The organism is Paenibacillus sp. FSL H7-0323 (assembly GCF_038002725.1).
In the GTDB taxonomy this organism is placed as follows: domain Bacteria; phylum Bacillota; class Bacilli; order Paenibacillales; family Paenibacillaceae; genus Paenibacillus_AQ; species Paenibacillus_AQ odorifer.
The window spans coordinates 2,406,331-2,418,693 of sequence record NZ_JBBODB010000001.1; the positions used below are offsets into that span (position 1 = coordinate 2,406,331).

Consider the following 12,363-nt stretch of genomic DNA (forward strand, 5'->3'; position numbering starts at 1 on the left):
CGTTAAGTCCTCCCAATCGGAATTACACAGCCTTCTTTAGCCGAGCGGTTCGCCGCCTCCATTAATCTGGTAAGCTCAACTGCCATTTCAACATTTTGAGTGGCGAGTGTATTATTTTGAATATGATCAACCCATTGATGGAAGGCGCTTTCACGATTGCTTTGCAGGGCTACTTCTTTCCAGCCTTCTTCTTTATCCGTGGATTTGTTCGTTCTAAGAAGAAGCTTATTCTCTGGTGTTCCGTAAAGCAGCGTTCCTTCAGTTCCATGCACCTCGATAGTAAACGGCGAATGACTATTCACGAAACCAGCCTCCACCACACCAATTGCTCCTGAATCCGTAAATAATGTCACTACAGCATTATCTTCCACTTCTTTACCGGTTACATACCCAAAATTAGCACTAACCCCAGTCACATCTTGATCTAAGAAAAGCTTCGCCAAATACATGGGATGACAGCCAAGATCAATCAAAGCTCCGCCTCCACATTGCTCCAAGCTAAAGAAATGATTAGGAAGCCAGCTTTCCGTTGCTCCGTTATGGGATAAGCGAACTCTAACGTAAGTAATCTTGCCGAGCAGCTCCTGACTTAGAATCTCTTGAATAGTTAATGTATAGCCGTCATTTAAACGAGGCAAGGAGACCGTTAGCTTCACTTTGTTCTCGTTAACTTCTGCGATAATTGCGTTAACTTCTTTTAACGTTGGGGCAATAACTTTTTCTGTGAAAATATGTTTGCCCGCCTTGGCCGCAGCCACGATTACGTCTCTATGCATATTCGTTGGTGCATCCACGATAACGGCATCTATATCCTCTTGCGCAAGCAGATCATCCAGTGATTCAAAAAAAGGAATATTCAAGCTTTCCGCAGCTTTGTTCCCACGCTCTACGTTTTCGTCCCAAACTGCAGCTAATACGGTATCTTCATGCTCCTGAGCTTGCTTGGTATAATCCCATGCATGCACATGCCAATAGCTGAGCTTACCAATTCTAATGGTCATTTACTTGTGCCTCCCGTATATATGTTATTCTGACATCTGCTATAAAAATAACACATAATAAACAGCTTTTTTAGTAGGAAAATGCGACAAAACATATATAATATTACGACACATAAAATCCGGAGTGAAATACGATCCCTAAAAAAAGAAACCCTTGCTATAAAAGCTAAAGGTTTCTTTATACTTGGCTTAATGGGTTAGTGGCTTATTATATCCTTTGTCATCAAAGGGCTGCAGTTTCTCGAACCACTTCTTTTTCAATAGTTTAAGCTCCCAGCGCACGTCGGTTACGTCTTCTGACTCCTTCTGCTCTAACACCTCATAGCTGAAGGCTTCTGCTCCAAGTTCCTTCCAGTCCTTTTGCAGCTCTGCATTTGCAAATCTGCCCATTTCTAATTGCATCTGTATAGTCATCCATTTATTCTTCAGGTTGGGATAGCTGTCAACGAATATTTTCCCGCTTCTTTTGTTTGTAATTTGAATAGCACCCATGTACGTCTTGAGCTGCTTATATTGCTCCTGAAGTTCTTTACGTTTACTTTTGTCCATTATAATTTATGATTCTCCTTTCACAGGCCATTCTGCTAAATTTCAGTACCCCATTTCTTTCAATAAACGGGACAATACCGAAAGTCGTTCTCCGATCATTTCACCATCATCACTAAGCGCCTGAGCGAACAGCTTAATATCATTATCAATCATGGGATTGTCTGCACATACAGATACACTCATTGCATCTCCCTGCAGTCCAATACGATCAATCATAGGGCTCTCGGGATCATACATTTTTGGAAAACGATAGGCCTCTTGAAAATACAAACTACTTCTGCAAATCAAAATTGCCAGGTCAAGCACTCTGTGCATTGGCAGCTCTTCGGACTGTCTCGACCATTTGTCCCCTGTATGTCTCCATACCTTTGCTGAGATGTCGACCTTTCCTCTATCGTTCCATTGTGCTAATCCTAGGGATAGACCTTTTGCGTCTGTGTCCCCGGCGTAGCGGCCATCAACCTGCTCGTAATTTTCTGACACGACTACAGGTTTATGTTTTAGAGTTGTTGGGATTTTCATGATTAGTCACTCTCCATTTTATGATTTACTAATTTACTCATTTACTAAATTACTAATTTACTAATTTACTAAATCTAAGATTCATATTACCCGGCAAAAGATCATCTGTCAAACGACATTACACCCGTTTTATCCAACAAAACAAAAAATCCCTCTGCGCGTAGCAAAGGGACTGTTATTTTCATGTAAAATATATCTCTAGCTTAAATGATCATTCACATTACAAAACCAAACCATATGGACAGAATCAGGTCCCCAATAGTCTTCTACTACTTTATAAGGCTGCCCAAATTTACGTTGCCACCTGACCTGTGCACGTTTATAACCGCTGTCCAGACAAAACTGCTCTACCCCTTGCTTTTTTAGAAATATCATCATTTCCTTAATTAAGGCTGAACCCACACCTTGGCCCTGATAACTTGGCATAATGTATAAACTGCCCAATTCCCCTATTTCATCTAACTGATGATCCGTGCAGGTTTGAATATCTTCGCCACAAGGTCCAAAGGAAATCGTACCGACAACCTGCTCTTCTATTTTTGCAAGAAGGAAGTAAGGCTCTCCGGTCGTAGTATCCAGTGAAGTCATCACCATTTGCTTTTTATGATCTATTTCACTTTGGATATCGTCTTGTAAATGATCAAGCCCTTCTTTTTCAAAGGCATCTTGGATTGAAGTTTCAAAAACAGAGCATGTGGATTCAAAATCAGCTGGAGAAAGCGTGCTTATGGTCATTGGATTACTCTTATTCATTGATTCGGACACCTCTTCTATTCCCGGCCGGAATTCTTAAAAACCCTGCAATAATATACTATCAGCATTCAGACTGAAAGGTTTATATTCATAGAACTACTTTACTGGAGGTCATCATGAATATATTGTCCTTTCTGATCTATTGCGTTGTCGCTACATTTACACCCGGTCCTACCAATATTGTTATTCTTTCTTCCGTGCAGCATTCCGGGGCTAAAAAATCAATGGGGTATGTATACGGATCCACGCTGGCTTTTGGCTTATTACTTATCCTTTCTACTCTGCTGAACCGTATTCTAGTAGAAATCATCCCAAATATCCTGATCATTATGCAAATCATTGGGAGTTTATATATGCTCTACCTTGCTTATAAAATCTTTAAAATGGGTTCAATGGAAGACCAGCCTGACCCCAATGCCAATTTCCGCTCAGGCGTGCTTATGCAGCTTGTGAATCCTAAAGTGCTAGTATTTACACTAACGGTTATTCCCAACTACGTAATGCCATTCTATACCTCTTCGCTTGCCTTGTTTATATTTGTTATAATTATAACTGTGATCGGATTTTTTGCATTTACGACATGGGTTGTATTTGGGACAATCTTCAGAACATTTATGAAAAATCATCAAAAAGTTCTAAATACCGTGATGGCACTGTTTTTAGTATACTCGGCCATTATGATATCGGGAATCCTATAAAGTCGCGGAGGTTAAGAACGTGGAGAAATTTAACTATAAAAAGTCAGCAGAGATCCTGTCCTTATCCGCCAGCCTTACTGATTTCACCTATAAAAAACATTGCCATGAGGAATATGCACTCGGTGTGACCCTTCGTGGCATTCAGCAATATAATCTTGACGGTAGTTTGCAATCCTCTCATAAAAATGGCGTAATGTTGTTTAATCCAGAACAAACGCATGATGGCAATGCGTATGATAAAGGTGGCATTGATTATGTCATGCTTTATATTAAGCCAACCCTAATGTTAGAGATATTAAGAAAAAAAGAACTCCGCTTCGCCACTCCTATCTTATACGATGACAAATTGGCGCAGTGCATATTAGCCCTAAACCATGCCATTCAGAATGGCAAAGAGGAGTCTTTGTGCAGTGAACTGCTATTCACTCTGGTTCATTTAGTCTCTAATACTGAAATAGTTACCGATCGTAGAACGAATAATAAATTTCTCAAAAAAGCAAAGGAAATGATGTACTGCAGTTTAGACCATGTGCTGAAGCTGGACGATCTCTGCACAGAGTTTGGTCTATCCAAATATCAGTTTATTCGCGAGTTTAAGACACATACAGGAATATCGCCCTATCAATTTTTCTTAAATTGCAAGGTAGAGCGTGCCAAGCAGTCCATAGAGAGAACCAAGGATATCTATGCAGCTGTTGTAGATTGCGGATTTGTGGATCTAACTCATCTGAACAGGCATTTTAAAAGCGTATTCGGAATAACCGCACATGAATACCGGTCACAGTTGTAAGATCTGCCCTCCTACCATTGTCCAGAGCACTTTGAATTCATCATCCAAGAGAACCAGGTCAGCATCCAAGCCAGAGGTGATCGTCCCCTTTTGTTGAAGTTCAAGAATATTGGCCGGTGTAGTTGAAGCCATTTGCACCGCATCTGTGAGCGAAATTCCAGTTTCGACAGTATAACGTAAGGCTTCATTCATGGTAACTGTACTGGAGGCCAGCGTGCCATCTTCCAATCGCGCTATGCCACCAGATACCGTAACCTGATGTCCTCCAAATATATAATTTCCATCCCCTAACCCCATTGCCTGTAAGGCATCTGTGATCAAGACCATTCCTTCCGGTCCTTTCATGGTATGCATCAAGCGGATAATTGCAGGATGCAGATGGACATTATCCACAATAGCTTGCAGGCTCACATGCTTCTCTTCGAAAGCGGCAACCACAATCCCCGGATCTCGATGATGGATCGGCCGCATGCCATTAAAACAATGCGTAACATGACTTGCCCCAGCGGCAAAAGCTTGTTTGGCTTCCTCATATGTGGCATCCGAATGAGCAATCGCTATCACTACTCCCTGTTCTTTCAAAAAGGAAAGAAGCTCCATGCCTCCCGGCAGCTCAGGAGCAATCGTAACCATTTTTATGAGTGATCCAGCTTCTTGGAAAATGAGCTTCATTTCCTCTAAGTTAGGATGCCGCAGATACTTTTCATTTTGCATTCCTTTTCTCTTGGGGTTTAGATAAGGTCCCTCTAAGTGAATGCCTGCGATCTTTGCTCCCACTTCATACCCAATGACACGTTTGACACTACGAATCATCTCTAAAAGATCCTCCATCGTAGAACTCACAGAGGTAGCCAGAAATGAGGTGCAACCAGAAGCTGCACAAGCCTTCGATACTTCTTGAATACTCTCTTCAGTACCGTCCATCATATCAAACCCGTTAGCGCCATGAATATGCACATCTATCATTCCGGGCACTAACAAATGCCCTCCGCCATCAATCCGTTCATACTCACCCTCTGGGATAGAAATATCTCCTGAGTCTATCCTCATCACCTTTCCTTCAGAAATCCATACATTGGCCGCTGAAACTATACTATTCTGAAGCACTACTTGTACATTTTGCAAAATATAAGTCATAAACATTCTCCTCCAGTCGTTATCACTCTTGATTTCGAACCTCTTCAACTTCATCTAAGCACTCAATAACTGTGATGTTCTTCTGATCTAGAACTTCTCTGATCTCGATTGGAAGCTCTCGATTTGTAACTAAAATATCAACGAAATCAAAGTCTAGCCGATAAAAGGATTTAGCATTAAATTTGGTGTGATCCGCTACTAAAATCACTTGATCAGATCTTCGAGCCATTTCTCTTTTTACCCGCGCATCTTCTTCATAAGGATAATAGAGTCCATCAGCACAGATCGCCGATGCTCCAATAAAGGCTTTATCCGCACGAATTTCACTAAGTTTATCGATAATGGAAGAACCATATAACAAGCGGTTTTTCACATTCAAGTAACCACCAAGTACATAAATTAGCAGATCCTCGCGATGGGATAAAATCCCTACATTATCTATCGAGTGCGTGACAACCGTAATATCCTGCGCACTAATTTGTTCTGCAACAAACTGTACAGTGGTCGATACATCTAAAATCACAGTCTCACGATCTTGGATAAGCCCGGCCGCGATCTTCCCTATTCTCTGCTTACTCTCGGATTCATCGATCAAACGATCTTGATAAGATAATAATTCTTTTTGCAATTCAGGTAACGCTAGACCGCCATGCGTCCGAACAACGACGCCCTCTTGTACTAACCTAACAATATCCCGTCGGGCAGTATCTCTTGAGACTTCAAATTGCGTACAGATATCTTGAACACTCATCGATTGGTGTTGTTTCAAATATTCGAGTATTTTTAATAATCGTTCCTCTTGATACATAATGAAATTCACCTCCTAAAGTCATCATAAGTCATTTTATAAGTATTTACAAGCATTTATAAGTTAATATTTAAGTATATATAAGTATTAATGCGTAAAAAAAGACGAAAGCCAGATGCATGTGCATCCGCTAACGCCTTTAAAATGTCTATTCTTTAGGATTCACTTCACAATGTCACTTCACATCGCGGTTCCAGCTCTTCTGTATCTTTCGAATATAAACAATTTGGCCCACATGATAAGCATTATGTGTTGTTACATTTCCGAGAACTTCCCACCATTTACTGTCTGGAAATCCTTGAACATCAGCTTCCAATTGTTCTTTCTTAATCAATTCCTGCCAGTGTAAAAGAACCTCTAAAAGTTGTTTTTGCAGCGCTTCGAACGTTTTCCCTTCTGCAACGACAAAGGTATTATTATTACTATCCACTGGAGGAACCGCCTGAACACTGGCTTCTTTATACCTTGTTTGCCAAGTTTCATTCCAGTAAAGCAGATGCTGCACAATCTCAGCAATACTATTGCTTTCTTCCGTTACCTTCCAAAAAGCTTCTTCTTCACTTAAGTCTTTAACCGCCACTTCAAAGGGCACATACCAACTCGGATCATTCGCATTGGCCAGCAACTGGTTGGCTAGAACATCATAAGCATGAAACATTCTTCCTTCCCCCATTTTCTAGATAAATTATATGCAAATCAAGTACCGCAGAATGTACGATATGGACATGCGGATTCCTCAGGAAGTGCCGAGTATTCCTCTTGTTCAGAGGAGTAGGCGTATGGGTTAGTCAAAGCTTGAAGTAACCTCTCCATCACATCGTAATCTTCCCGCTCTACCGCAGCCTCAAGCGCTTCTTCTACACGATGGTTCCGCGGAATAATCGCAGGATTGCTGCTATGCATCAGCTTCTGTGAAGAGGATTGTGCTTCCTGCTGCCTGCTAAGCCGCGCCTGCCATAGCTCATTCCATTGCTTAAATTCAGGGGTGCCAAACAGATCAGCATCTTCCGTTACGCCTAAAGTTAAGGACCGAAATGTATTAGTGTAGTCAGCCCGATATTTTTGCATCAGTTCAAGGAGGGTATCAATCAGAGCAACATCCTCTAACTCTTCGTTAAAGATTCCCAGCTTCGCTCTCATTCCCGTTAGCCAATATTGATAGGACCGCTCCGAAAAATCTGAAATTGCCTCCTCAGCCAGCTTAATCGCCTGTGCCTGATCGTCAGCCAGCAATGGCAAGAGAGTCTCGGCAAATCTGGCGAGATTCCATGCGCCAATCCCGGGCTGATTGTGGTAAGCATAACGACCCCGCTGGTCTATGGAACTAAATACTGTCTCAGGATTATACACATCCATGAAGGCACATGGACCATAATCAATCGTTTCTCCGCTAAGGGCCATATTATCAGTATTCATCACTCCGTGGATAAAACCTACAAGCTGCCATTTAGCAATTAGCGCTGCTTGACGTTCCATTACTTCCCGAAGCAAAACAAGATATGGATTATCTTCCACAGGAGCTTCTGGATAATGTCTTTGCAACGTGTAATCAGCCAGAATACGCAGATCCTCCACAGTCCCCCATGCAGCAACATATTGGAAGGTTCCAACACGCAAATGACTGGCAGCAATCCGGGTCAGAACCGCCCCCGGCTGTTCCGTTTCCCGAATTAGCGGCTCCCCTGTAGCTACCACCGCCAAGCTGCGAGTCGTAGGAATCCCGAGTCCATACATCGCTTCACTGATGATATATTCGCGTAACATCGGTCCAAGCGCTGCCCGGCCATCGCCACCACGAGAGTATGGGGTTCTTCCCGCACCCTTCAATTGAATATCCACACGATCACCTTGAGGGGTGATCTGTTCGCCCAGCAGCACTGCTCGACCGTCTCCCAACATGGTAAAATGTCCGAATTGATGTCCAGCATAAGCTTGCGCAAGCGACAGGGTACCTTCAGGAACTTCGTTGCCGGCAAGAATCCCAAGACCCTCCTTACTCTGTAGTGCAGTGCTATTCAGCCCAAGAGTAGCAGCCAATGGTTCATTAAAAATAATCAGTTCCGGTTTACGCACAGGCGTTGGCTTAATCCTTGTAAACATTGATTCCGGCAGATGAGTATAACTGTTCGCAAAATTCCAGCCTATATCTATTTTCTCTGTCATATTATCTCCTTTTTATACCCTCAGTCTCTATGCCTTTATTAACTCAGAATAAGTTATGTTAAAATTTAATGCAAATCTTCTCGCAGACCTATGTTTTTGCCGAAGTGTTACAAAGACCGCCCGGCTTCCTGCCATTTTATGCAGGGAACCGGGCGGTCTTAATTATGATGTTCTATCTTGTTTTCAACTTATTTGGAAGCTAATTCGCTCCGCCTTTGGAGAGCATAATATTGAGAATGGTCTTGTCAGTATCCGCCAGCCCTTCCTGAACCAAACGCTCCATGTTGCGGATGGTATCTTCCACCTCTTCGAAAATCACACCATCCTTGGTTGTAGGAGCAATGTTGTTCATAGCCAGAGTGGCTGCCTGGATCGCCGTATTGGTGGAGGTGGAAATCTTCAGCGCACAGGTAGAATTCGCACCGTCACAGATCATGCCTGACAAAGAAGCTATCGTATTCTGTATCCCATGCTTGATCTGCTCAAGACTGCCGCCCATGAGATAAATGATCCCGCTATTTGCTCCTACTCCCCCTGCAATCCCTGAACCACATAATGGGGACAAACGCCCGATATAATGTTTGATGTGCACAGTGACCAGATTGCTCAGTGCAAGCGCCCGAGCTAGCATTTCTTCATCTTTGTCCAGCAATTCCGCCAGAGCTATAACGGGAAGCGTACAGGCGATGCCTTGATTGCCACTGCCCGCAGTTGTCATCACAGGCATTGCACTGCCATCCATTCGAGCATCTGAAGCCGCTGCGGTAGCCGCGATAATTCTGTTCGCTACATCATTGCCGAACAGATTCACCGCAGATTGCTGATTCATTTTCTTACCTACTTGCAAGCCATAATCGCCTCGCAATCCCTCATCAGAGATCGCTTTGTTCATCCGCGCCCCTTCCAAGAGAAAGCTAAGGTCTGAAAAAGGAGCGGTACAGATAAACTCGAATATCTGGTCAACTGAGCCCGCATACTCTTCCGTGTCGGAAAGACCAGGCTTGCCACAGTCGGCTTTTGAATTCCGGGGTGTTATTTTCTCCCCGTCCAGAGCCAAATATTCTATATGGGTGTGCTCTCTGGCAATAATGGCAGTCGCCGTATGGTTCTGCGTAAACAACTGGGCTTCAATATATAATTTCTCAGGAGTGTCCTTTATCTCCACTTTTAGCAGCTTTCTATCCAGCAGGTCATTTGCCATCTTCAACTCAGCCTGCGTCAGACCTGACAGAATTTCCAGCTCCTTGTGAGAACGGCCGACCACCGCTCCAAGGGCTGCTGCGATGGGCAGGCCTGTCTGGCCTGTCCCGGGAATGCCCACTCCCATTGCATTTTTGATAATATTACCGCTGAGATGCAGCTGAATCCCCGTAATTTCTTCCTCGAGAAGCTCTGCCGCCAAGGAGACGGCATACGCAACTGCAATCGGCTCCGTACAGCCTTCTGCCGGCACGACTTCCTTGTGTAAAATTTCCAATAAGTTGCTCATGTATGCATTTCCCCCTTTTCTCTCACTGTTGGACTTATTTATATATAGTAACTCAGAGAGAAGTTTCAGGGAATCCTTTTTCTTAGGAATCACTCCTGCATCCCCCTAATATAGTGTAGGAAAGAAAGGCGGGATGTACGTGAGTAAGAGGGATGAGCAAGAGCAAAGGGCGATCTTTCTAGCTGCAGTCTGCGGGCAAACCTATACACAATTTTCAAATATAGATGGAGTTTTCGTCATTCCATTAGATTATCAGCTATGTCATCCCATTGAAGCACAATCCTTCAATAATGTATGGGAACGTTTCGGCTTTATTTTGGAGTCTCCACAAGAGATTATTATCGCTTTTCGGGGAACCAGTACGACGACCAATTGGATATCCAACGTCCTCGCTTCACAGGAACGGTTCAAATATCTTAAAGAAGACTCTCTCACCCATCGTGGCTTCACCAACATTTATTCTTCAGCTCGGGACGGCATCTTCTCTGCGCTCTCCAAGCTATCTCCTGACAAGACCTTATACATTACGGGCCACAGCCTCGGTGGAGCGCTCGCCACCTTATGTACCTTAGATATTGCGGCAAATACCTCTTACACCTCACCTAACCTATATACTTATGGTTCCCCACGGGTAGGTGATCCGGACTTCGTTAATATTTTCAAACAATATGTGCGGAAGAGTTACCGGTATGCCAATCTTTTTGATGTTGTAACCTACGCACCTCCACATGTCTATAAGCTCCCCAAACGGGAAAAAAAGTATTATTACAATCATGTCCATACTTTTAACTCACTGTCTTTCCAGAATGGATCTACAAGTGGTAATCACGTAATCAGCAGCTATTTCGCCGAGCTCTCCAAGCTCCAACCGGAATTCGCTCAAGAATTATGTATAACGAACCCTGGATTCTGTCCACTCGTGGCTACGAAAGCAGAAGTATAATGTCAACACAAAAAGAAGGTGCCCAACAAGCCATATGCTGGCTGCCGGAACACCTCTTTTCTTCGTATGATTCGAAACCATCAGCAGTCACAAAGTCACTAACGGACCCCATCGACTCTAACAGCAGTATATTTCCACTTTAAGAATTCCATCGGACCCCATGGCCACTATTGGCATAAAAACCCGTAATATAAGTCACTTTCTAACGAATAGCTGCACTGGAGTCCGAAACGCTGCCCAAAAGGCGATTATTTAGCAATTAACATCATCTAGGTCCGATACCGGTACGAATGAAACTAGATCAGAATATAAAATAAACTAATACCACACCTAGGACTAACAGAATAAGTGAAACTATGTGCTGTTTCGTATGTTTTAGAAATTTCCAGTCGATAAACGACTGAAATCCTATTGCTACTATTATAACTACAATCCAAAACCACTTCATAACCGTACCCTCTGGGCCATCGGCAATTATTATCACAATCCCCGTAATTAATCCCACAAGTGCAAGTATAAGCTTCCCTTTTATATTAAGCTCATAACCGTCTTCAGGAAGTTTTTCTTTATCCGGGCCAACAATCCATATCCTTAGAAATAGGTTAGAAAAAGCAAGGATTATAAGTATAAGTCCAATTTTCACTTTCGTTCACCTCCACTCTTATATAGAATTCATTCGTATTTATTTCTGATCATTAGTTCTTTGATTTCTCTTAACTCATTTAATATTTCTTTTGATAGTTGTGTACTTCTAGAGTTATCGATGCCTACTTTAATCACGAATATTCCAAGCAACAAATAGATGATTAGCATTACGATGATCCCCAATTCACGTTCACTCCTCTTATTTTTGTATATTTCATTAAAGATATAGTTAGCATTAGATTAATATTATTCCCATGATACCATAATAAGGATATCTAATTAACACTCAGGAGCTTGCCGTTTGCTTGACAAATGATCAGTATATTCGATAAAATATACTATATCTTGATAATCAAGATAATTGATCTGCGAGATTTTTTCTATGCGGGAACGCGATTAATCTTAACTGAAAAGAGGGAACACAATGGCAGTACTTATTCTATACGCTACAAAATCTGGAGCAACAGAACAATGTGCAAAAGTATTATCAGAAGAGCTACCTCAGAGCAAAATTTGCAATATAGAATTAGAGAAGCCGAATATCGAGGCATTTGATAGCATTATTTTAGGAGCAGGAGTAAGAGATGAAAAAATATATAAAGCCATTCGTGACTTTATCAAAAAAAATAAAGATGAGTTACTGACTAAGAAGATGGGCTACTACATTTGCAACGAGAAACCTAAGAAAACCGAAGAATTAATAAAGAAAAATTTCCCTGATGATCTGAAAGAAGCTGCGATTTGTATTGAATCTTTTGGAGGTTATAAGGCCTATAAGGCTCCAAAGGAAGGTACTGATCAGCTAAAAGGGATTTTGGTAGATAAAATAAGAGAATTCTCACAAAATTTCAAATAAAAAATCCTG

14 protein-coding genes are annotated in these 12,363 nt (G+C 42.2%); 4 read left to right on the forward strand and 10 right to left on the reverse strand.

Going from position 1 to position 12,363, the window contains the following annotated elements:
- Nucleotides 1–2: 2 nt before the first annotated feature.
- The 4 genes from MHH89_RS10970 to MHH89_RS10985 form a co-directional block, all read right to left on the reverse strand.
- Complete coding sequence (locus MHH89_RS10970; RefSeq protein WP_076190676.1) at nucleotides 3–1,001, reverse strand: Gfo/Idh/MocA family protein; 999 nt, start codon at nucleotides 999–1,001, stop codon at nucleotides 3–5.
- A 189-nt stretch (nucleotides 1,002–1,190) separates the two neighbouring features.
- A complete protein-coding gene (locus MHH89_RS10975; protein ID WP_076218420.1) occupies nucleotides 1,191–1,550 on the reverse strand; it encodes a GIY-YIG nuclease family protein in 360 nt (119 codons plus the stop codon).
- 42 nt (nucleotides 1,551–1,592) lie between these two features.
- The gene (locus MHH89_RS10980; protein ID WP_038572158.1) at nucleotides 1,593–2,072 is read right to left on the reverse strand and encodes a DUF6530 family protein; all 480 of its coding nucleotides are present in this window, start codon (nucleotides 2,070–2,072) and stop codon (nucleotides 1,593–1,595) included.
- A 198-nt stretch (nucleotides 2,073–2,270) separates the two neighbouring features.
- Nucleotides 2,271–2,825 (reverse strand): GNAT family N-acetyltransferase, encoded by a 555-nt coding sequence (locus MHH89_RS10985; RefSeq protein WP_076276130.1) that lies wholly within the window; start codon nucleotides 2,823–2,825, stop codon nucleotides 2,271–2,273.
- 116 nt (nucleotides 2,826–2,941) lie between these two features.
- On the opposite strand from MHH89_RS10985, the gene MHH89_RS10990 reads away from it, so the two are divergent.
- Together MHH89_RS10990 and MHH89_RS10995 are read left to right on the forward strand one after the other, a co-directional pair.
- Complete coding sequence (locus MHH89_RS10990; RefSeq protein WP_076278710.1) at nucleotides 2,942–3,523, forward strand: LysE family translocator; 582 nt, start codon at nucleotides 2,942–2,944, stop codon at nucleotides 3,521–3,523.
- 19 nt (nucleotides 3,524–3,542) lie between these two features.
- Complete coding sequence (locus tag MHH89_RS10995; protein WP_076127284.1) at nucleotides 3,543–4,313, forward strand: AraC family transcriptional regulator; 771 nt, start codon at nucleotides 3,543–3,545, stop codon at nucleotides 4,311–4,313.
- Here the strand turns inward: MHH89_RS10995 and nagA are convergent.
- From nagA to MHH89_RS11020, 5 genes are all read right to left on the reverse strand, one after another.
- Nucleotides 4,302–5,450 carry an N-acetylglucosamine-6-phosphate deacetylase gene (gene nagA, locus MHH89_RS11000; protein WP_076127285.1) on the reverse strand — a complete coding sequence of 383 codons (1,149 nt, stop codon included), beginning with the start codon at nucleotides 5,448–5,450 and terminating at the stop codon, nucleotides 4,302–4,304. The genes MHH89_RS10995 and nagA overlap by 12 nt on opposite strands.
- A gap of 22 nt (nucleotides 5,451–5,472) precedes the next feature.
- Nucleotides 5,473–6,258 carry a DeoR/GlpR family DNA-binding transcription regulator gene (locus tag MHH89_RS11005; protein WP_076218423.1) on the reverse strand — a complete coding sequence of 262 codons (786 nt, stop codon included), beginning with the start codon at nucleotides 6,256–6,258 and terminating at the stop codon, nucleotides 5,473–5,475.
- 175 nt (nucleotides 6,259–6,433) lie between these two features.
- The gene (locus MHH89_RS11010) at nucleotides 6,434–6,916 is read right to left on the reverse strand and encodes a DinB family protein (protein WP_076190662.1); all 483 of its coding nucleotides are present in this window, start codon (nucleotides 6,914–6,916) and stop codon (nucleotides 6,434–6,436) included.
- Nucleotides 6,917–6,954: 38 nt separating this feature from the next.
- Nucleotides 6,955–8,421, reverse strand: coding sequence for a protein adenylyltransferase SelO (locus tag MHH89_RS11015; RefSeq protein ID WP_341087125.1), 1,467 nt, complete (start codon nucleotides 8,419–8,421; stop codon nucleotides 6,955–6,957).
- Nucleotides 8,422–8,620: 199 nt separating this feature from the next.
- Nucleotides 8,621–9,910, reverse strand: coding sequence for an L-cysteine desulfidase family protein (locus tag MHH89_RS11020; RefSeq protein ID WP_076218429.1), 1,290 nt, complete (start codon nucleotides 9,908–9,910; stop codon nucleotides 8,621–8,623).
- A gap of 133 nt (nucleotides 9,911–10,043) precedes the next feature.
- Between MHH89_RS11020 and MHH89_RS11025 the strand changes: the two genes are divergently transcribed.
- Nucleotides 10,044–10,853 (forward strand): lipase family protein, encoded by an 810-nt coding sequence (locus tag MHH89_RS11025; protein WP_076127292.1) that lies wholly within the window; start codon nucleotides 10,044–10,046, stop codon nucleotides 10,851–10,853.
- 301 nt (nucleotides 10,854–11,154) lie between these two features.
- On the opposite strand, the gene MHH89_RS11030 is transcribed toward MHH89_RS11025, so the two are convergent.
- Entirely contained in the window at nucleotides 11,155–11,496 is a 342-nt protein-coding gene (locus MHH89_RS11030) for a DUF4181 domain-containing protein (RefSeq protein WP_076127294.1), read from the reverse strand.
- 426 nt (nucleotides 11,497–11,922) lie between these two features.
- Between MHH89_RS11030 and MHH89_RS11035 the strand changes: the two genes are divergently transcribed.
- Entirely contained in the window at nucleotides 11,923–12,354 is a 432-nt protein-coding gene (locus tag MHH89_RS11035; RefSeq protein ID WP_076310445.1) for a flavodoxin domain-containing protein, read from the forward strand.
- Nucleotides 12,355–12,363: the final 9 nt, after the last annotated feature.